General features: G+C 39.4%; 20 protein-coding genes and 1 pseudogene. 8 read left to right on the top strand and 13 right to left on the bottom strand.

From position 1 onward, the window contains the following. Window positions 1-592 precede the first annotated feature (592 nt). The gene (gene typA / locus JK628_RS20830; protein WP_237524245.1) at window positions 593-2,422 is read left to right on the top strand and encodes a translational GTPase TypA; all 1,830 of its coding nucleotides are present in this window, start codon (window positions 593-595) and stop codon (window positions 2,420-2,422) included. Between the two features lie 1,006 nt (window positions 2,423-3,428). Here the strand turns inward: typA and JK628_RS20825 are convergent. After that, on the bottom strand, window positions 3,429-4,643 hold the full coding sequence (locus JK628_RS20825) for a 4Fe-4S binding protein (protein ID WP_202286817.1): 1,215 nt from the start codon (window positions 4,641-4,643) through the stop codon (window positions 3,429-3,431). Window positions 4,644-4,825: 182 nt separating this feature from the next. After that, window positions 4,826-4,915 (bottom strand): annotated as a pseudogene (locus JK628_RS23525) (DUF2959 domain-containing protein); the annotation flags it as partial. Window positions 4,916-5,373: 458 nt separating this feature from the next. Here JK628_RS23525 and JK628_RS20820 point away from each other — a divergent pair. After that, the gene (locus JK628_RS20820) at window positions 5,374-5,748 is read left to right on the top strand and encodes a winged helix-turn-helix domain-containing protein (protein ID WP_202286816.1); all 375 of its coding nucleotides are present in this window, start codon (window positions 5,374-5,376) and stop codon (window positions 5,746-5,748) included. Between the two features lie 38 nt (window positions 5,749-5,786). Here the strand turns inward: JK628_RS20820 and JK628_RS20815 are convergent, their stop codons facing one another. The 10 genes from JK628_RS20815 to JK628_RS20770 form a co-directional block, all read right to left on the bottom strand. Then, a complete protein-coding gene (locus JK628_RS20815; protein WP_202286815.1) occupies window positions 5,787-6,566 on the bottom strand; it encodes a fimbrial biogenesis chaperone in 780 nt (259 codons plus the stop codon). After that, complete coding sequence (locus tag JK628_RS20810) at window positions 6,532-7,785, bottom strand: fimbrial protein (RefSeq protein WP_202286814.1); 1,254 nt, start codon at window positions 7,783-7,785, stop codon at window positions 6,532-6,534. Before JK628_RS20810 ends, JK628_RS20815 begins: the two co-directional genes overlap by 35 nt. Further along, window positions 7,782-10,295, bottom strand: coding sequence for a fimbria/pilus outer membrane usher protein (locus JK628_RS20805; protein ID WP_202286813.1), 2,514 nt, complete (start codon window positions 10,293-10,295; stop codon window positions 7,782-7,784). The genes JK628_RS20810 and JK628_RS20805 overlap by 4 nt, the downstream gene beginning before the upstream one ends. Further along, window positions 10,292-11,035 (bottom strand): fimbrial biogenesis chaperone, encoded by a 744-nt coding sequence (locus JK628_RS20800; RefSeq protein WP_202286812.1) that lies wholly within the window; start codon window positions 11,033-11,035, stop codon window positions 10,292-10,294. Before JK628_RS20800 ends, JK628_RS20805 begins: the two co-directional genes overlap by 4 nt. 68 nt (window positions 11,036-11,103) lie before the next feature. After that, window positions 11,104-11,631 (bottom strand): fimbrial protein, encoded by a 528-nt coding sequence (locus tag JK628_RS20795; RefSeq protein ID WP_202286811.1) that lies wholly within the window; start codon window positions 11,629-11,631, stop codon window positions 11,104-11,106. 41 nt (window positions 11,632-11,672) lie between these two features. Further along, entirely contained in the window at window positions 11,673-12,374 is a 702-nt protein-coding gene (locus tag JK628_RS20790; protein WP_202286810.1) for a hypothetical protein, read from the bottom strand. 297 nt (window positions 12,375-12,671) lie between these two features. Continuing rightward, window positions 12,672-13,076, bottom strand: coding sequence for a hypothetical protein (locus JK628_RS20785; protein WP_202286809.1), 405 nt, complete (start codon window positions 13,074-13,076; stop codon window positions 12,672-12,674). Between the two features lie 332 nt (window positions 13,077-13,408). Then, complete coding sequence (locus JK628_RS20780) at window positions 13,409-14,317, bottom strand: helix-turn-helix domain-containing protein (protein WP_202286808.1); 909 nt, start codon at window positions 14,315-14,317, stop codon at window positions 13,409-13,411. Window positions 14,318-14,399: 82 nt separating this feature from the next. Continuing rightward, window positions 14,400-15,047, bottom strand: a complete 648-nt coding sequence (locus JK628_RS20775) for a DUF2959 domain-containing protein (protein ID WP_202286807.1) — start codon at window positions 15,045-15,047, stop codon at window positions 14,400-14,402. Window positions 15,048-15,093: 46 nt separating this feature from the next. After that, window positions 15,094-15,318: a hypothetical protein gene (locus JK628_RS20770; protein ID WP_202286806.1), complete on the bottom strand. Its 225-nt coding sequence runs from the start codon at window positions 15,316-15,318 to the stop codon at window positions 15,094-15,096. A gap of 110 nt (window positions 15,319-15,428) precedes the next feature. Here JK628_RS20770 and JK628_RS20765 point away from each other — a divergent pair, with 110 nt between their 5' ends. The 6 genes from JK628_RS20765 to JK628_RS20740 all read left to right on the top strand — a co-directional run bounded on the left by JK628_RS20765 (window position 15,429) and on the right by JK628_RS20740 (window position 19,627). Then, on the top strand, window positions 15,429-16,388 hold the full coding sequence (locus JK628_RS20765; RefSeq protein ID WP_202286805.1) for a virulence factor BrkB family protein: 960 nt from the start codon (window positions 15,429-15,431) through the stop codon (window positions 16,386-16,388). Between the two features lie 5 nt (window positions 16,389-16,393). Beyond that, a complete protein-coding gene (locus tag JK628_RS20760) occupies window positions 16,394-17,350 on the top strand; it encodes an alpha/beta fold hydrolase (RefSeq protein WP_202286804.1) in 957 nt (318 codons plus the stop codon). Then, window positions 17,347-17,916: a hypothetical protein gene (locus JK628_RS20755; RefSeq protein WP_202286803.1), complete on the top strand. Its 570-nt coding sequence runs from the start codon at window positions 17,347-17,349 to the stop codon at window positions 17,914-17,916. The genes JK628_RS20760 and JK628_RS20755 overlap by 4 nt, the downstream gene beginning before the upstream one ends. 21 nt (window positions 17,917-17,937) lie before the next feature. After that, on the top strand, window positions 17,938-18,375 hold the full coding sequence (gene dtd, locus JK628_RS20750) for a D-aminoacyl-tRNA deacylase (RefSeq protein WP_202286802.1): 438 nt from the start codon (window positions 17,938-17,940) through the stop codon (window positions 18,373-18,375). Window positions 18,376-18,381: 6 nt separating this feature from the next. After that, window positions 18,382-18,843, top strand: a complete 462-nt coding sequence (locus JK628_RS20745) for a thioesterase domain-containing protein (RefSeq protein ID WP_202286801.1) — start codon at window positions 18,382-18,384, stop codon at window positions 18,841-18,843. A gap of 190 nt (window positions 18,844-19,033) precedes the next feature. Then, entirely contained in the window at window positions 19,034-19,627 is a 594-nt protein-coding gene (locus tag JK628_RS20740) for an FMN-dependent NADH-azoreductase (protein WP_202286800.1), read from the top strand. Window positions 19,628-19,690: 63 nt separating this feature from the next. On the opposite strand, the gene JK628_RS20735 is transcribed toward JK628_RS20740, so the two are convergent. After that, complete coding sequence (locus JK628_RS20735; protein WP_202286799.1) at window positions 19,691-20,017, bottom strand: rhodanese-like domain-containing protein; 327 nt, start codon at window positions 20,015-20,017, stop codon at window positions 19,691-19,693. Window positions 20,018-20,047: the final 30 nt, after the last annotated feature.

Raw genomic sequence — 20,047 nt, 5'->3', positions numbered from 1 at the left:
AGTATCAATTAAAACGAAAACACCATACTCATTTTGATGCACCACATCGGTGCGTTTGATGGATCAAAGTGGTGCACGCGCCATTATTGTGCAGTTGCTTTGTCTTAATATGCGCTAGCCGTTGTTTATTGATAAAATTGAGACAACAGAATAGCTAAGGCCTAGGTATTTATATAGGGAATAAGTCAAAGAAAAATCAACCAAATGTAGATAAGTGTTATTCAGATAAAAGACAGTATATTTTGCTTGTACGGTTAAGCGTTTAAAATAGGCTAAACCACAAACACCTCTAGAGAAGGTATAAAACAGGATGTTTAACAAGAATTGCAACTTAAAATGACGCTAAACGACTCAGAAAGACACTTAAAAAGATCAGCAATATAAATAATGTCATCAAAGGGAATTATAAAAAGTGTATATAAAGCGGGCGTTATGGCGAGAAAAAGCAACGCGCCAACGTTATTTTTAACGATTGGTTAAAAATAATCCTGTGAGATAGTCGCGACCTAGAGTAGAATGTCACGCTTTTTATAGCAACAACTATACTCGTTTGGTTTAGCTGTTGTCAGTACCCCCCTATATATTTATACCGATGGTAAGAGGTTTAGCCGTGTTAGAGAATTTACGTAACATCGCCATTATTGCACACGTTGACCATGGTAAGACTACCTTGGTTGATAAGCTGCTGGCGCAGTCTGGAACCCTTGAGACTCGAGGAGAAGCCGCTGAGCGGGTGATGGATTCAAATGATCTTGAAAAAGAACGTGGTATCACGATTCTGGCCAAGAACACTGCCATCAAGTGGAACGATTACCGTATCAACATCGTTGATACTCCTGGTCACGCCGATTTCGGTGGTGAGGTAGAGCGTGTTCTATCTATGGTTGACTCAGTATTACTACTAGTTGATGCCGTTGATGGCCCAATGCCACAGACTCGCTTCGTGACTAAGAAAGCATTTGCTCAAGGTCTTAAGCCAATCGTTGTTATCAACAAGATTGACCGTCCAGGCGCACGTCCAGATTGGGTTATCGACCAAGTATTTGACTTGTTCGACAACTTAGGCGCAACCGATGAGCAGCTAGATTTCCCAATCGTTTATGCTTCTGCACTAAACGGTTTTGCTTCGCTTGACCCAGAAACATCAGAGGGTGACATGACTCCTCTGTTTGAAACTATCGTTGAAAAAGTTTCATTCCCTGACGCTGACGCTGAAGGCGATTTCCAGATGCAAATCTCGCAAATCGATTACAACTCATACGTGGGTGTTATCGGTATTGGTCGCATCAAGCGTGGTAGTGTTAAAACTAACCAGCAGGTAACTATCGTTGGTGCTGATGGCAAGAAGCGTAATGGTAAGATGGGCCAAGTATTAGGTTACATGGGTCTTGACCGTAATGAAGTTGAAATTGCTAACGCTGGTGACATCGTTGCGATTACCGGTCTTGGTCAGCTGCAAATTTCAGACACTGTTTGTGCGCCTACTACTGTAGAAGCATTACCAGCTTTGTCTGTTGATGAACCAACACTTACAATGACTTTCCAAGTCAACACTTCTCCATTCGCTGGTAAAGAAGGTAAGTACGTAACTTCACGTAACATCCTTGAGCGTCTGCAGCAGGAACTTGTTCATAACGTAGCACTACGTGTTGAAGAAACTGACAGCCCAGATCGTTTCCGCGTATCAGGTCGTGGTGAACTTCACCTTTCAATCTTGATTGAAAACATGCGTCGTGAAGGATACGAGTTAGCAGTTTCTCGTCCAGAAGTTATCGTTAAAGAGATCGACGGCGAGATGTGTGAGCCGTTCGAAAACTTGACTGTTGATGTTGAAGAAGAGCATCAAGGTAGCGTTATCGAGAAACTTGGTATCCGTAAGGGTGACATGAAGGATATGCAGTTAGACGGTAAGGGTCGTGTACGTATCGATTTCGTTATCCCTAGCCGTGGTCTAATCGGTTTCCAAACTGACTTCATGACAGCGACTTCAGGTTCTGGTCTTATTTACCATTCATTCGACCATTACGGTCCAGTGAAAGGCGGCGATATTGGTCAACGTGCTCGTGGCGTATTGATCTCTAACGCAACTGGTAAAGCACTGACATTCGCATTGTTTAACCTTCAGGCTCGTGGTCGTCTATTTATTACCCATGCTGCAGAAGTTTATGAAGGTCAAGTAGTTGGTCTACATGCTCGCGCTAACGATCTTACAGTTAACTGTTTGAAAGGTAAGCAGCTTACCAACATGCGTGCATCGGGTACTGATGAAGCACAAGTACTAACTCCACATATCGACATGACACTTGAGCAAGCGCTTGAGTTCATCGATGATGATGAGCTAGTAGAAGTAACGCCGCTGAACATTCGTGTTCGTAAGCGTTTCTTGAGCGAAAACGAGCGTAAGCGTCATAACCGCAAGTAATCGTTTCGTTTAGCTTCAACCCTGAATAGGGTTAAGTATTAACAAGCCCTGAACATGAAAATGTTCAGGGCTTTTTAATGTCCAGCCAACTATTGATGAATAAGAGTGTTCCATTCATTTATTGGCATTGCCACTTAATGAGCAGATACGCTTTGTTATTGCTATAAAGTCTTCAGAAAAAAAAAGGCAATCCATGTGGATTGCCGAAATCTATGTTCAATTTACAGTGCGCTAGCGTTGAAACTGAATTTTGGCGGCAAACCTAATTAGGAGTGCGCAGTAGGGATGATGAACAAAACAAATATTTAGCAGGGCATTTTAAAGTGGTTAGCTAGTAAAAATGGCTTATAAACATTGGCCTCATATAATCAGAGTGCGAAAGTTTTAGATGGTTCCAACTTTCTCCATTAACAAAAGTTTAGTTTTAAAAATGGGCTATTCATTGTCAATGAGCCTAGCTGAAAGCAGAGAAGGTCCTAGGTATTAGGACGTTCGCCAGCTCACTGCTAGGACGGACTACGTCCTGCTAGGAAATCAACTGAAAACATCCTTTGGCTTTTGATGTTGATTTTATGCTTTGTTAGAACCTAGAACCTATCTGAAAGCAGAGAAGGTCCTAGGTACTAGGACGGACTACGTCCTGCTAGGAGATCAACTGAAAACACCCTTTGGCTTTTGATGTTGATTTTATGCTTTGCTAGTACATCTTTTAAAGTAGGTCGGCATTTATGCCGTCGCTTTTCTCTTTTCTCGTTTTTTACCGTAAGTGAAGCTTGCCGTAAGCCGTTTGTCTAAGATTTTACCGTCTTTGCTAGAGCCTAGAATTTAGAACCTATCTGAAAGCAGAGAAGGTCCAAGGTACTAGGATGTTCGCCAGCTTACTGCTAGGACGGACTACGCCCTGCTAGGAAATCAACAGAAAACACCCTTTGGCTTTTGATGTTGATTTTATGCTTTGCTAGTACCTAGTACCTAGTACCTAGTACCTCTAATGCTCAAACCTTCCCTAATGTCCTATCGAGTTTAAATGCTGGATCAAATACATCCGAGTTTCAGTCGGGGTTTGGCTTACCCAAAATCCACTTAGATAAGCGATAAGCGGAATTAAAAACAACAGCACCATTAAGCCAATCGTTAGGCCTCGTGCTGACAGCTTTATGCCGTTGCGTGTACTGAAATGCAGCGCCTCTTTTTTAGGGCAGGCGGAGACGCAGCGCATGCAGGCTTGGCACTCATCTGAGCGGATGTCCTTCTGCGTATGTACTGAAATATTAGCTGGGCAGGCGCGGCTGCATTTATCACAGTCCATGCCTTTGCTTTCAATTAAGCAATGTTGTGTGCTGCGACGAATTTTAAATGGGCTTAAAAAGCTGACGAGGCCAAGTAAAGCACCATAAGGGCAGATGTAGCGACAAAACCCCTGTCGACGCCAAGCTGACAGGCTGAGAATAAAGCCGAAGCAAAGGAGTGTAACTAAGCCGGGAGTGATAAAAAACAGCGCCATTTTTAGATCGGCTATCTTGTGATAGTTGCCACTGAGGTAATTAGGTATTCCCTGTGCAGGCATGCCCACAATGATATAAAGCAGCGCGAGTAAAAGGAGGTATTTAAGCATTCTTAGCGGCCAATCTAGCCAAGCGGGTGGTAGATATTCAGCTTTTATAAAGCGCTTTCTGAGCTTGTAGAGGTACTCGCCAGCCAAACCGAGTGGACATGCCCAGCCACAAAAAGCACGTTTACAGAGCAAGCCTGTTAATAACACTACGGTTAACATTACCGCAGCTGCTGGGTGAGTTTGATCCCAAATGCCGAGACTGATGATCGCTTTGAGTTCGATACCGCCAGCAATAGGCAGAAAAGCATCGCCGACATCAGGACGCATTAACCATGGGGTAATCCCAGCTTTGAGCAGCGCACTATTCACCGCAAACTGTATTCCGACTAGTAACATCGATAGTGCGAGTAGATGCTGAACTCCATCCCGCAGATTATTGCTCCTCATATCTCCCTGAGCGATTCGAGGTTGAAACTTGCTAACAAGACCTATGATAACGGCTGCAATGGCAAGAGCGACGATTAGAGGCCAATATAGACTAGATATTACTGCGGCGGAAACCAATACTCCGCTTGCAGCTGCCCCCCATTTTTTGCCACTCCAATAAAGCAAGCTAACACTGTAAGTCAGCGCCAAGGTAAGGGTTAATGATTCGATAAAGCTCATAACGGCGTCAGTTCAATAATGATTGATACTATTGTGAAACTTTTTAATGAAAGAAGTTCTTACTGTGCACGTAGGTTGTGGGGAAGATCGTAAACTTAGGATTAAACTATAAAAATTCAGGCTGAAGCTCACAAATTTGGTTCCTAAGCTTCCAGACTTAGGAACCGAACTTTAGTTATCGCTTACTTACCTTCCAGCGAGGCAATAAACTTTGTCGACTCATCAATCGATTTGTTCATCTCTTTGATAAGGCCTGAGCGATTCGAGGCCAATATAGGCTAGATATTACTGCGGCGGAAACCAATACTCCACTTGCCGCTGCCCCTCATTTTTTGCCACTTCAATAAAGCAAGCTGACACTGTAAGTCAGCGCCAAGCTAAGGGTTAATGATTCGATAAAGCTCATAACAGTTTCGTTGAGTAATGATTCGAAGATAAAAGCTAAGAGTGAGTTATTTTAAAATCGTTCAAAGCAAAAGTATAAATGTGTGCGCTAGCTCTAAAAATCTTGATTGATGCAGAAAAGTTAGGATAGTAAATGCAAATGAGAAGCTTTATTAATTATTAATTATTAATTATTAATTATTATTATCATAAAGGTAAGGCGTTGGTTAACATAAAATTAATTTTTATGGCTATAGTTAGCATTACGTAATAATAATATTTTTGATATGCCATTCGGATTTAATTATTTTGAGATAAAATATAGTTTTAAATGAAGTGCGAATGTATGGTTGGTGATAAATTAGTGAGTGATATCATGTGTGATCTTTATGATGAATATTTAAGTTGTAGGTTGTGCCCTAAATTCAATGGCTTAGTGGAGACTGTAGGTATTCACAAAGAAAGTGCTAATAAACTAGTAAATGATTCTAGTCGTTTACTAGTTAGTGATAATGTGATTAGGTTACTTTGTATTTTGTTAAAAAATGAAGCTAAAGTTATATCTAAATCAGACATAATTTATTATGTCTGGCCAGATCAAGTTGTAGGAGTCAATAGTCTACCAGTACTTATTCATCAAGCTAGAACATTAATTAAAGGAAGTCATTGTGAACTTATCACAATTCGCTGTAAAGGGTATGCGATAAAAATGATCAGTTGAACTTGATTTTTAGATGGAATTGTTAGGTTTAATTGAATTTAAGGTGGTATTTTACTTATTTCACCTATGTTTTGTATGTGGTCCCCCTGATCATCTATATTGCTATATATAATTTTGTCTTCTAGGCACTTTAGAAATTCTTTATCTATCTTTACCTTATGGCTAGACTTAGGTTTTACTATTCCACTAAATATAATCGTACTCTTACAGTTTTTATAAGGAGAGATTTTATTGTAAGTTATGACGTAAGGCGTTGGGTTTGTAATGGTTAAGTAACTACCCTTGTGGTTAAGTTTAAATTTTTGTTTTTTGAAGGCAGTAATGCTTGGCTTTACAATGTGTGATGGTCTAACCAGAACTTTATACATAGTTTGCATTGAAAGTAGCATTGCATTCTTGTTTTTAGATAGATTTTTAGTTATTTTTTTTTGTTCTTCTATATTTATCCAAAATAAACTTTCTCTATCTGTTGGGAACTGCTCATTATTGATGCTAATTATATGTAGTGATTTAGTTTGCTTTGCTTTTAATATGATTATAGGTGGGCTTACTATAAAGTTAACAGAGGTTAAGTCGGGTGAATTACTAAAGTCTGACTTACTTACCCATAGTTTGGTGATAACTTCATAATTGTTGTGGTTAGTTACAGTAAATTGTTGTCTAATAGAATCTCTATCATAAATTAACCTGTTTTGTTGATTTAGCACAACACCGGCATTAGCGCGGCACAGTGATAAAATTAACATTCCAATCATTAATATTAGATATATAAACCATTTCATGTTATTGAACTCTGATAAATATTTTTGCTGTTGCATGTATTCGACCAGGTGTAATTGTATTGTCAGGTGTTGGTAATGCCTCAAGCGTCGCTGTATAGTTTTCTACTTGTAACCCTACCGATGTGGATAGTAGAGGGTTCCAGCCATCTTTAACCCCCCCTCCAAATTTATTTTCATCTAACATTAGGTTTAGTGAATTACTGGCAGAATCAACGATGCGAATTCCAACACCTTTTGCAATGCTAGCGTCACCAGAAGAGTATTGGTAATCAAGCAAGTGAGTTACCGAATTGCCGTTGGTTTTCAAACCAAGACTTGTTGCTGCAACTCCAGCTTGAATACTGGGTTTAATTCCTATAGCGTTAGCGTTGCTCCCAGTACCTGATATCGCTCCATTTTCACAGATGTAAGATATACTGAACTGCGCAGTCCTAGTCTGCCCTGCTTGCAACTCTGCAATGGAAATCAATGGAAAGGTTACTACAGGGGTCACTGTATAAAAAACGCATTCATTAGTGCGTCTAATTGTTACATTACCGCTTAGCCCAATGGCCATTGGCCACCCACTAAACCAACCAGTAATTGTGGACGCTGAATTAGCTCCTGAAACTAGAGCTGAGTGTAAGCCTGGCCCACGTATAGTCATATAGCCAGCTGGTTGTGCATAGGCGTAGTTGCCACTGCTGCTATAGCCATATCCATGCTCCATTCGGAGCAGTTCAACTGATATAGGGCTAAAATTCTTGACTTTCACTAGAATACTGCCTGACGTATCAGTGTCTAAGTTTGTCAATTTAAACTCATTCCAGTTTTTTGAAAAATAACGTCCTGAATTAACGTGGGATATTCTAATCGCTAGATCTTGATAGGCGGTAGCATAACTATGTTCGAATCCATATGTTGCACCTGCATCTACAGAGCCACTATAAGCGTTATCACCGTTAGTCGCATAGACTTCAAAAATATCGTTAATATCTCCAGGATCACAACGAAATAGCACTGTTTCTGGATCATAGCCTCCAATTTGGCCAAACTGTTCTGGGGATACAACTCCTGAACTTAGTATTTTTCCATTATCATTCGAATCTGCAGTTATACTAAGGTTTACTACTCTCGGGTTTAGGTTAAGTTGGCCAATATTGCTATCTGTTGCACCAGTCCACCCTGTCACCTTTACACAAGAGGCGTTTGAAGTATTCGCTAAACAAGGTAGTATTAGCAGACTAATAAAAAGGTTTCTAATAGTGGTTTTCATAGACATTCCAGTTTTAGTTTAGCTAATTTTTGAGTATTATTCTGTTCGGGAATTTGGTAATTAGTTTGGCAACTGTATTGGGACTTCCTTCCCCATTTAACAGTCAAATCCCCCTGCAGATCTTCAACTCTAAGGTAGCTATAACCGCCTTGGGCTATCATTCCAAGCAATTGATTATCTTCGTCATACACATAGCTTCCAAGTTCAAGATTTGTTCCATTATTAAATTGAAAGTGTGCCAGTATCGGTTGACCTGCGACGACCTCAAATTCAACTTCAACGCTAGCACCATTTACAGGAATAATAGATGTCCCATTAGATGACAGTTCAATATCATATTGAGTATTGGAAGTGTTTAATGAAATATGGTTTTCATTATAAGGGGTCAAGGAAGGTACTACAGCATATCCGTTATTATCAATTGTAATATTTTGACCATTAACTTGTGCACCATCAGCTCCTTTTGCTTTTACAATTGCAAAGGAGTTGCCTAGCGGCTGACTGAATGTTAGCCCCCCACTATGGATTACTAGGCCACCACGTAAACTAGCATTTGCTTGATAGTTAGCATCACCAACTCCGGCTCCTAAAGACAGATTTAATGCACTAAATTGCTTGTTGAGACTGCCGTTAATAAGGTTATTGGAGTTGTCTTTTGTTAACTGAATACCGTAAGTTACATTTCCCTGCTCTGTGGGCAAATTAGCCATACTTAAAGAGTAGCTTTCACCTGCATGTTTGGTTTTGTTAAAGTTACTATTCCAACGCATATTATCAAATGGAATAGATAATGAAAGCGATATGATATCTTCGTTAAACTGCTGAATACTGTTGTTAGATAATTGCTTTAAATACGATAGATTTAGACTTAAAATACCAAAATCGTTGCTATATCCTAATTGAATCTGTTTGGTTGCAGGCGAGTTTCCACGATAATTAGTCATGGAGGCACTGGTATACAAATTACCAAACGCTGAAAGATTTTGGTTAATTGTTACCGATGATAAATCTCGAATTTTACTGTTAAAATCAAGGGCGTTATTTTCGCTTTGTAGGCGATGTAGCTCGTCATCGACTGAACCTAGTTCGATGAAGTTTTCACTTGAGTACTGATAATTTGCTAATGATACATTGGTGCCTGTTGCAAAGTATTTACTGTAATCGACTCCTAGCTTCCACCCACGACTATGTTGCTCTCCTAAATTGGCTTGTGCGTATACAGCATTAAAACCAAGGGCACCTAAACGTGAGGCTATTATTGCTCCACTACCTACTGAAAAGTAGTTTTTTGAAATACGTAGGCCACCGTTTAATGTCCACATATTATTGATGCCGCGTTCGTAGACCAAATCAACAAAAGCCGGATTTGACTCCAATTCTTCAAGAATTCCAATAGAAACTTCGTATTGACTAGTATTTTCTCGTAAAGAATTACTAGTTGCTACGTAAGGCACGATAAAATGGCTTATTTCACCATTTACATTAGTGACTTCTACTTCAAGATCTCGTCTAACATTTGTTGTCACAATATCTTCAATTGCAAATGGTCCTGCTGGAACTGTTGTTTGGTAGATAACTACATTATTTTGTTTAACTTTTACCTCTGATGTACTGGCAGCAACACCGCGAACAACTGGCGCATAACCTTGTTGCGATCGAGGTTGCATCCTTTTGTCAGATTTCAATTGTGCACCAATGAAGCTCACTGAGCTAAAGGTATTACTTAGTGTAAAAGCATCACCTATTCTAATACTACTGTTAAGTACTGGAAGTATAATATTTGCATAAGTTTGAAATGAATTCCAATTAGCACTGTAACGATCTTTGTTTTGGTTGAAAATATAAGATGTTCGATTTCTGATTTGTAATTTCCCTATGTTAATACCAGAATTTAAACTAAGGTGTCCAGAGAGTGTTGGACTATTTACAGACTGTTCATTACGACCTTTTATTACGAATATGTTGGAGTTGTAGTTTGTAAATACAGCTGTTTGGCCATAGTCCCAACTATCTCTTTTATTATCACCATGCCTTCTTCTCATGTGAATTTGAGGGATGTTCATAGAGACTTTTAGAGCGTTCTTGTTGATTTTGTAATCAATGTCAATGTTTAGTTCTTCTGTTGAAATACAGTCACTTTTTGAATTTATTATTTTGACTATTTTATCTGTTATATTAATCCCACTTAACTTCCAAAACTTTCTATCTAGGCATATTAAAGGTCTGTTAGGTTGGTTGTATATTTTTACCTCTTGATTTTGTCTTACTATTCTATCGTTTATGTAAACGTCCAATAAATAGTTACCATTGTCGAATATGCCATTGGTTATCTGCTTTAAATCTGTATTATATTCTTCGCCAAATACTAATTTACCATCAAAGGAGTATTCGTCTGAATCATGTTTTTCCGAGTCGTCATATTTGTACGAATCGTACATGCTGTAATATTGCTTGTGATTTTCGGCTAACGACATCAGCGGAAATAAAGAGATAGCTAATAATTTTTTCATTTAGTAATTATATGGTTAGATTTTACTAGTCCACCATGATCCCCAACTAATGAAACCTGGTAAGTTACTTTGTTATACTTTTTAAGGTAAGTGGTTTTAGTTAACAATAACTTGTCTTCACCTGGTTTTAGTACCATTATTCTTGAATTCCAAATAGTATTTTTTTGTTGTAATTCATTAACCTTAATGTTTAAAATGTTTGCATAGTACTTACTTGTGTTTTTTATTAAAAAAGCAAGGTTTGAGTCGATATTTTTCGGTGTAACTAACAGGTCGGTATTAATGTTGAAATCAATGTCTTTTAAAGCTTTCGGTCTATAAAATAGTTTTATAGTGTGCTTCTGAGTGATAACCAGTTGGTTTTTACTGTCATTTTTTGTTTTTTTTACTGGTGGAATTTGTAAGAAATGAAAATAGAATAGATTTTCCTCTAAAGGATTGTGCTGTTCTGAGATATATTTTATTTTAAGTTCTTGGCTTTCACTTGGATTTATTTTGAAAATCGGAGGTGTTATGAAAAAGTTACTTAATCCATTTTCAAATGTTCCATCGATATCATTATTTGATGTTACCCATGACTGAATTATATTTGGATGGTTGTCGTTATTTGTAAACAATAGTGCATTTTGATTATTCTCCTCACTAATTATTACTCTAGTTTTATTTAATATTACATTTGCTTCACCCGATAGGGAGTAAGACATTATAAAGATAGCTAAAGCAGCAAATGATTTTCTCATAATTATTCCTGTTAAATAGCTTAGGCTGCAACATTAGTTGGTCGCAGCCTAAGTCATTGGTTTTATCTCTAAAGGTACGTAATGGCGTACTGCACAGATGCAACTACACTACCAGCGGTCGCACTACCTGCGTGAGTGTAATATTCAACGTTATAAGTTGCAGAGCCGGATGTTTCACCCTTAGCAATTGTGATTGCATCGCTATCTGTCACGGGAACAGAAAAGTCTATATAAGTACTACTTCTTTTTATTGCAATTTCAACTTTGTCAGCTGTGCCGGTATTAGTCAGGTTTCCATATTCTGTTGCACGATTTGCAACAAATTTTACTCCAATATTAGTTGGATTAACGGCATCAACGGTGCAGCCGGTAACATTGATATCGAACTCAGTGCCCCCTGCATAGGTTGTTGGATCAGTAAGTTCTGACGTGCTTACTGTAGGCAATAAAACTGTAGGACTATTTTCAAGCCCTTCAACATTAACTACACATGTATTTGCAGTTACTTCGCCAAGAAAAGTAATTTCGTTGGAAGCTTGTGCATTTATTGATGGGGTTAAACCTATTAGTAGTGAGCTTAAAATAACTTTTTTCATGTTTTTCTCTTTTTGTGTTGTGGTTAGAATTTGTGACCTTATTACGATGATATATGGTGAGGCAATGAGACGCCGTTACAAAAAGCAAAGCCTTGCATGCCCCATATGTACTTTTGGTCTATTTTGTATATTTCTTTTTCATTCTCTATTCTTTCGATTATAATCTTATGTGTTTCAGATAAAATTTTTATGAATTCATTCATCTTTTTTAATTCATTCTCATTTGAAGCCATTGTGATTTTTATATATTCATAATAGTTATTCTTTTTGACCTCATCTTCTCTGAAGTCATAGTTTATGTAATCGTAATCATCAACCGCTAAGCTAATGGCACACTGTCTTAGAAACGTTAAACCTTCAGCTATTCTAGGGCAATTACCACATAAATTCCGTTCCGTTATTTCAATGACTAGCTTCACTCCTAGATCACATAAACTAATTGACGCGTCTCTAATGTGAATCAGTGTCTTTATATCGCAAAGATTACGTCGTTCAATATTAATAAATAGTTCTTTTTCAAATGATAGCTTTGATGCTGTATTTAAGGCATTCGCGCAAAGCGAACCAAACCTTAACTTTCGCTCAAGATCGTAGAGGTTACTAGTTAGTTTTAGTCTGTCAATCAGCAATTCTGAGGCTACTCTATCTCCTGAAATATTTACGATGCTTTGTAGTTTATAAAAACATTGTATAGACTTAAGGTCATTTGAGTTACATAAGTTTAGTATTCGACATTTAGACAATTTGTACTCCAAATAACACTGTTAATGATGTGAACTAGTGGTTGCGAAATGTTAGTCACTGTGCGTGATAAGCGTGTTAACTTTTAGTTTTTGTTGAATTTTCAGAATGGATTATACTTGGTGTTAAACTGATACGGACTTTAATAAGCTTTAATAAGCTTTAATAAGCTTTAATAAGCTTTAATAAGCTTTAATAAGCTTTAATAAGCTTTAATAAGCTTTAATGGGCTTTAATGGGGTTTAATGGGGTTTAATGGGGTTTAATGGGGTTTAATGGGGTTTAATGGGGTTTAACAACTAGTTTTTCCCTATCAATAATTGAAATATTTCTTTTGCAGTTTTTTTATCTTGATAGCTAGATAACAGTTTTTTTGTTGGGCACTTTAATTTTGAGTTTTTTAGCATTATACCTATGTTTTTATTTTGAAATTTGTCTTTATTGGTTTCAAAAATACCAAGCATTGCAGCATATATATTGGTCTTCCATCTAGTCTTATATATTGATGCAATAGACCAAAGTGTCATGTTATTATGGTTTTCTATTAGGCAGTTATTAATTGGTTTTCTTTCCATAGGAGATAGGGGGCAAAGGGAGTTCGACTCACTTACAATTTCTTCCATGCTGAATAAAGGTATACTGTATACTGACGTGATGGTTTCTTTGTTTTTGTAAGTCATAGTAACATTTAATGATGATTTCAAATCTGTTATATATTCCCTCCCATTCGCGATTAAAAGGTATTTGCCTAATGGGAAGGTCTGTAACTGTTCTTTTATATGGCTTTGTTGTAAATATAAAGTTATATTAATGTTCTCAATGTCCTTTTTTACTAGATTTAGTTTTATTAGCGGAAGTTGTCCGCATTTAAATAGATGTTGATTTATGCTTATATGGGGTAGTTCTGACGCGGTTAAATTGCTGCTATATAATAACAGTGTGAATATTAACTTTGTTTTGTACATAATTTAATTTCATGTTTTTTATTATGGTATGCTAAAGTATACCTAGATATTGCAAGTAATTATAATTATTATTATTTATTAGTTATTATAATGTCTAAATCTATATCTTCTCTTGTAATTGTAGCTGTAACTGCTGTCATTATGTTTTCAGCTGGAATTAGGCACATGATCCATTGGAATTTATTAAGGTTGTGTTTTACCCCCATATCATCCTCTTGTCCACTAGCAATTACTTTGAACTTATATTGTTCATGGAGCGGTGGTAAACCGATATACATTTTTGCTATTACATAACTAATGTCATTATTATAAACAATGTCAGCTATTATCTTGTGCTTGTAAAGAAATATATCTTTATGAATAGAATAATCAGATAGCAAGTAGAGTATTTTCGAATCTTTATTTATGGTATTTATGTTATGGTTTAACTCATATTCCTCTCTTATAACTGGTTCCAGTAATGACCATTTTGCTTGTGTTACCGCAAAGTGACCAATTGTATTTCCCAGCATGTTGTTAAAGTAATATATGTCAGATTTGTTGTTTTTAGTTAACTCTATTTTACTTGCTGTTAGGTTTCTTGAATACACGCTTTTGTGAAAGTCTTCCATAAAGGAAATATATTCACTGCTAATGCAATTGTGGTGCTCAATATTCACTTTATTTAACAATATCTTGTAGGGAGTGTCAGCTTTTTTATATAATCCAAAACGATTTGAAATGGTCTTTTCTAATGTTGACTTATTATGAGTATAATGGTTGGTAACTAATTGACGTAACTCCGATTTCATTGATAAGTTAATAAGTATTTTAGCTTGCTTAATTAATGAAGGAGTAGTTTTTGCATTTTCCCAGCGAGAATAGGTTGTTTCATCAAGCTTTTCAAAGGAGCTATCTATACTACGCAGTTTTTCAATCACTTCTGCTTGATTGGAAGCATTTGATTGTCGATATTGTCGTAGCAATACTGCAAAGGTCATATGGATTCCTTTATAGACATGAAATATGCTCTATTAACATGCATATAATCCTATAGTTATGCATGTTAATTTTGGCTATAACTTACTTACCTTCCAGCGAGGCAATAAACTTCGTCGACTCATCAATCGATTTGTTCATCTCTTTGATAAGGCCTGAGATGTCTGTTTGTAGACTGGTAAATTCACCCTTAATCGCGCCAATAGCTTGTGCGTTGAGATTATGTTTAAGGTAAAGCATGTTGTCTTTCATCGCTGTGAGCACCGGTGGCATTTTGCTCTCTGCGCGGCGCATGCTTTTGAGCAGTTGTGTGTATGAACGACGAGTTTGTTTCAGTTTTGACTCACTACTACGGCGTAGACTAGCTTTGCTGATTTCGCTAATCTCAGTCTGCCACTCATCGAATAGCGCTTCGGCGACATCTTCAACTTTATCGATACGATTAGTCACGTCATCGGCTGCATCTCGGGCTGACTCATACTCATCTTTGGCTTTGTTGTAGGCACCTTCTAAGTCGCCTCCATCATGATTGAGCAGCGCTTGCATCTCTTCGAGAGCGGAGCTGAACTGCTCCTGTGCTTCCTGTTGAGATTCTTTGGCGTCTTCAACACGGTCAACCATGATGTCACGTTTGTGATAGCCGACTTTTTCCATTGCGCCATAGTAAGCACTTTGGCAACCAGTGAGTAGTAAACTGGTGCTTAAAAGCACAATTGAAAGACCTTTATTCATCCTGAAATCACCTTTTTCTATTCACTCTTTAATATAAGGTTACTAATTAGCTCTTAAATCTCGCAGCATCAATGATGCACCAAATATGCAATGGGATTGCCACAACTAAAAATAGGCCAAGTGTGAAACTTGCAATACCGTATGCGGCATATGTGAACAAGCAGAACAAAATGGCAGTAAGTATACGGCCTTGAACTAGTTGACCTAATCCAGCGATAAAAAAACTTGCGATAGCGGCAATTACATTGCCAGCGGAACCCTGTTGTGACATCAATTCAATCCTTATGCTTGTAAAGAGAAGGTTATAAGCTTTATTGTACCAATATAGAACTAAAACCTTGTACAGATTTGGTACAACTTTAACAGAATCAAGAGTAACAAGTGAAAAATAAGATAGCAGTGAATCAATTTCGGTCTTTTCTGTGGAGTATTTGGGCATTTTTTTTACATTTGCTGCGCCGCTTTAAAGAGGACCAAGTCAATATTAAAGCGGGGCACTTAGCCTACGTCACGTTACTGTCACTAGTACCGATTGTGGCGGTGATGTTTTCTATGTTGTCGGCCTTTCCGGTCTTTGCTGGCATTCGTGAGCAGTTGGAAGGATTCGTGTATGACAATTTCTTACCCGCTGCCGGAGATACGGTACAGATCTACATTAATGAATTTGTGGCTAATGCCTCTAAAGGCACTACCGTCGGAGTCGCCGCTCTTGTGGTGGTGGCGCTAATGTTGATCTCCGCTATCGACAAGTCACTTAACAGTATTTGGCGTACTAAAGAGAAGCGCCAAGTTGCAGTATCATTTTCAATGTATTGGATGGTGCTGACGCTAGGGCCTGTATTGGTGGGGGCGAGCTTAGTTGCGACCTCCTATTTAGTGTCGCTGCAGTTATTTCACGACTCTGAACTGTCTGGCGTGGTGCCGCTGATTATTGAGCGCCTACCAATGATTTTTTCGGTGGCCGCGTTTTTGCTGCTTTATATGGTGGTACCGAACAAAAAAGTTAAGTTTTTTCATGCTCTGCTCGGTGCGATTGTCGCCGCAATGTTGTTTGAACTTGGCAAGAAGGGCTTTGCTTTTTATGTGACTCAGTTTCCGAGCTACGAGGCTATTTACGGAGCATTAGCGGTGATCCCCATTTTGTTTGTTTGGGTGTATGTCTCGTGGGTAATCGTATTGGTTGGTGCAGAGATCACTGCCGCTCTACCGGAATATTTGCGCGAGCGACAACTGGCGCGAGCAACATTATTAGCAGAGGCTGCAGCAATAGAGGCAGCAACGGGCGATAAAGATCCTATAGATACAGTTCAGGTTAAATCGACATCTGACAATGGTACTTAAAGCCGATGCTAAATCAGCCGAAGTTGATAGCACGTGACTGGTTAACCGTTGGTGACGGACATGAATTGTACATCGCACAATACGGTAATATCGACGGTATCCCTTTACTGTATTTGCATGGTGGCCCCGGGGCTGGTTGTTCAGTAGAGGAGTTAAATTTGTTCGATCTATCTGTCTATCAGGTGATAATGATGGATCAGAGAGGTGCGGGGCGTTCGCGGCCAAGAGGAGGGCTTGAGTACAACCAGCTCAGTAATCTATTAACTGATATTGAACTGGTGCGAGAGTGGCTCGGTATCACTAAGTGGGCGCTCGCAGGTGGATCATTTGGTGCAACACTGGCGTTATTGTACGCAGGGCTTTATCCGAATAGAGTGACTAAGCAGGTGCTATGGGGCGCTTTTGTTCCTAGCCCTGAAAGTATCCAGTGGCTGTATGGTCAGCAGGGGGCAGCGCGATTATTTCCAGCAGAGCATCTGGCCTTTAGTGTGGCAGCTGCATCGGGTAAGCAACTACAAGGACTATTCAGCTGTTACCGAGATGGGTTTGAAAATACCTCTACCAGCATTCGGCAGGATTTTGTTAGGCGTTGGTTAAATTGGGAAGTCGCGTTAGCTTACCCCGGGTGTGAGTCATTTGATGACAATACCGTTCTCAGTCAGGCGCTAGCAAGCATTGAGCTATATTATGTGGCTAATAACTACTTTGGTGCTTTTGAGTTACTGTCTGAAGTTGTGATGGATATTCGAGCGGAAACACTCATTATTCAAGGAGAGTTAGACTGGGTTTGTCCGAGTGGTGTTGTACATAATTTTTTGCAAGATAAGGAAAATCATCAGATAAAAGTGATGGAAGTTAACGGCGGCTATCATGCATTGGCAGACGTCAAAATGGCGAATGCAATCATGAACGCCATACGGGAAATGGCCCAAAAAATAGAGAAAGGAATTTATATCCGATGAACAAATTACTAATCGCGAGCTTGGTCTTAAGCCTTTCTGCTTGCGCTGCAACTGAAAACAACACTGACGTTGAAGTGACGACGATTGCAGCAGATAGTGTGACTTTGGGTGACATGACAAATGAACAAGCGTCAACAAAGCTGTTAGAAGCCTTAATTAGCAAAAATTACTTAGCAACTCAAGCTGGGCCTAATGGGGTGGCGGTAAACTTTGATAATAGTCAGTTTATCCTGCAGCCAAGCATCAATCCTGATGGTATCGACCGTATCTTGATGAGCCGTTTTTATGCTATTCACCCTAAATATGTAGGCAGCAAAGAGATCTTGATAATGATCGGTACACTCAATCAAAAGCTTAATTTCGCCAAGTTTGTGGTGAGAGAGCAAGGCGCTGTGATTCAGGTGCAAGGCTCAGCAACGTTTGTTGATACCATAAGCATGGAGGAGATCCGTCGCTTTATACTTTGGACCGATGAAGGTTTGCGTCAGGTTGGAAAATCACTGCCAGAAGGCTCAGAGGATGTGATTAAACCAATCCCTGTGATGCAACAACTCAAATCAATTTAAGTTTAAGTCGGAGAGTGTTAAGTGATAGCCTTGATTCAACGTGTGAGTGAAGCAAATGTGGTCGTTGATGGTGTAACCATTGGAGCAATAGACAAAGGTCTTTTGGTGTTGCTCGGTGTCGAGCGAGAAGATGATATTGCAAAAATGGAAAAACTGGCCACCAAGGTCATGAGTTACCGCGTGTTCTCTGATGAAAATGGCAAGATGAATCTAAATCTTGAGCAGGCGGGCGGTAGTTTACTCATTGTTTCGCAGTTTACCTTGGCCGCAGATACTGGGCGGGGACTGCGTCCGAGCTTTTCCGGGGCGGGCACACCGGATCAAGCGCGACAACTCTATCACGCCTTTGTTGATTTTTGTCAGTCGAAAGGGGTGAATACCCAAACCGGTGAATTTGCCGCAGATATGAAAGTCTCCTTGGTGAATGATGGCCCGGTGACGTTTAACCTGCAGATGTAGTTGGCGATGAAGCAGTCTTATGATGAAACTGCGTTACTGACGCAATTGCAGCAAACATGGTACCAAACCATTCCCGCTAGCCAATTTATGCAGGTTAGGCCGCTGTCGTTTACAGATCAAGAATTTAGTGTCACTGCACCATTAGCACCTAATGTTAATCTGCATCAGACCATGTTTGCGGGCAGTATTTATACGCTGATGACATTAACAGGTTGGGGCATGGTGTGGTTGCAGCAACAGTTGGCCGAAATTGATGGTGATATTGTACTGGCGGACGCGCATATCCGCTATATCGCGCCAATAGACGCGGCGCCTGTGGCTATAACAACATGGGCAGGTGCTGATCTGTCAGTGTTGCAGCGAGGCAAGCGTGCTCGGATTCCATTAACCGTAGAGTTATTTTGCGCCGATAAACTATCTGCCGTGTTCGACGGTGTTTTTATTAGTCTGCCTAAATCTTCTGCATGATCTATTCGAGGCTTACTCGTGGTTTTGATTTGTTCTGCTGGCGAAGTTAGCTGCTAGTTTCTTTCTATTTAATCGAACGGTAAGCCGAACTTTATCCGCTATTTTTGTTTTTTATAGCACTCTAAACTGTCGTTATTCGATTGAGCGATGCAATTCATCTTAGCTTGATCATTATTATATGGAGTGCATTATGTCGAAAGTTTTAGTATTGAAATCGAGTATCTTAGGTGATTACTCGCAATCGTCTCAATTGATTACGCATCTTAGCCAAGAGTATTTGGCTCAAGGAAAGGAAATTACAGTACGTGATCTTGCTGCAGAGCCCATTCCAGTTTTAGATGGTGAAATCGCATCTGCAATGAGAGGTGGGGATGATTTATCTCAACGTCAACAAGATGTAGTCGCATTGTCTAATCAACTAATTCAAGAGCTTAAAGATCACGATACTATTGTGATCGCTGCGCCGATGTACAATTTTTCAATACCGACTCAGCTTAAAAACTGGATTGATCTCATTGCGCGCGCTGGAGAGACATTTACCTATGGCGAAAATGGCCCAGTAGGCTTAATCAAGGGTAAGCAGGCTATCGTCATTAGTACTCGAGGCGGCGTGCACAGAAATACTGTTTCTGATCATATCGTTCCCTATCTTAGCACCGTGCTTGGTTTTATCGGGATCGATGATGTCGAATTCGTCTACGGCGAAGCACTGGCAATGGGGCCTGAAGCAACAGAGCAGGGCTTAGCGCAAGCAAAGCAACAACTGGCATTGCTCGGCGCATAATGACTTTTCACTTAACAACAAAAAGGCCGCTAACATTAGCGGCCTTTTTGTTGTTAAGCGATGCTAGCGCTGTGGCTTACAAGCCAATAGATCTTTAAGGGCACCAGCATTAACGACACTGGCTAAACCGCTGGCGTTAAGTATATCGCAGCCCTTTTGCGCCCGGATCCCTGCGCCGCAGTATAATAGGAAAATCTGCTTTGAATTATCGATACATTCAACCCATCTCGCTAAGGTATCTAGCGGAACATTGATAGCATGGGGTAGATGTCCGCTGGCAAACTCTTGAGGGCTACGAACATCAATGACGGTAGCACCTTGTTCGATAAGCTGCCAACACTTATCTCCAGGTTGGCAGTTAGACAGCTTTGAAAGTATAACTTCAGACATGGATTTTCCTTCCCATAGCAGTTTAAAAAA

Source organism: Shewanella sp. KX20019, assembly GCF_016757755.1.
GTDB lineage: Bacteria > Pseudomonadota > Gammaproteobacteria > Enterobacterales > Shewanellaceae > Shewanella.
This window is presented reverse-complemented; position numbering and strand designations above follow the sequence as displayed.

What these genes read in the sequence shown, in the direction of transcription:
- JK628_RS20795 (WP_202286811.1), bottom strand. Translation starts at nt 11,631, where the DNA reads ATGAAAAAAGTTATTTTAAGCTCACTACTAATAGGTTTAACCCCATCA.
- JK628_RS20745 (WP_202286801.1), top strand. Translation starts at nt 18,382, where the DNA reads ATGAAGCAGTCTTATGATGAAACTGCGTTACTGACGCAATTGCAGCAA.
- JK628_RS20805 (WP_202286813.1), bottom strand. Translation starts at nt 10,295, where the DNA reads ATGAAAAAATTATTAGCTATCTCTTTATTTCCGCTGATGTCGTTAGCC.
- JK628_RS20815 (WP_202286815.1), bottom strand. Translation starts at nt 6,566, where the DNA reads ATGCAACAGCAAAAATATTTATCAGAGTTCAATAACATGAAATGGTTT.
- typA (WP_237524245.1), top strand. Translation starts at nt 593, where the DNA reads ATGGTAAGAGGTTTAGCCGTGTTAGAGAATTTACGTAACATCGCCATT.
- JK628_RS20775 (WP_202286807.1), bottom strand. Translation starts at nt 15,047, where the DNA reads ATGAATAAAGGTCTTTCAATTGTGCTTTTAAGCACCAGTTTACTACTC.
- JK628_RS20825 (WP_202286817.1), bottom strand. Translation starts at nt 4,643, where the DNA reads ATGAGCTTTATCGAATCATTAACCCTTACCTTGGCGCTGACTTACAGT.
- JK628_RS20770 (WP_202286806.1), bottom strand. Translation starts at nt 15,318, where the DNA reads ATGTCACAACAGGGTTCCGCTGGCAATGTAATTGCCGCTATCGCAAGT.
- JK628_RS20800 (WP_202286812.1), bottom strand. Translation starts at nt 11,035, where the DNA reads ATGAGAAAATCATTTGCTGCTTTAGCTATCTTTATAATGTCTTACTCC.
- JK628_RS20755 (WP_202286803.1), top strand. Translation starts at nt 17,347, where the DNA reads ATGAACAAATTACTAATCGCGAGCTTGGTCTTAAGCCTTTCTGCTTGC.
- JK628_RS20735 (WP_202286799.1), bottom strand. Translation starts at nt 20,017, where the DNA reads ATGTCTGAAGTTATACTTTCAAAGCTGTCTAACTGCCAACCTGGAGAT.
- JK628_RS20740 (WP_202286800.1), top strand. Translation starts at nt 19,034, where the DNA reads ATGTCGAAAGTTTTAGTATTGAAATCGAGTATCTTAGGTGATTACTCG.
- JK628_RS20760 (WP_202286804.1), top strand. Translation starts at nt 16,394, where the DNA reads ATGCTAAATCAGCCGAAGTTGATAGCACGTGACTGGTTAACCGTTGGT.
- JK628_RS20820 (WP_202286816.1), top strand. Translation starts at nt 5,374, where the DNA reads ATGGTTGGTGATAAATTAGTGAGTGATATCATGTGTGATCTTTATGAT.
- JK628_RS20810 (WP_202286814.1), bottom strand. Translation starts at nt 7,785, where the DNA reads ATGAAAACCACTATTAGAAACCTTTTTATTAGTCTGCTAATACTACCT.
- JK628_RS20780 (WP_202286808.1), bottom strand. Translation starts at nt 14,317, where the DNA reads ATGACCTTTGCAGTATTGCTACGACAATATCGACAATCAAATGCTTCC.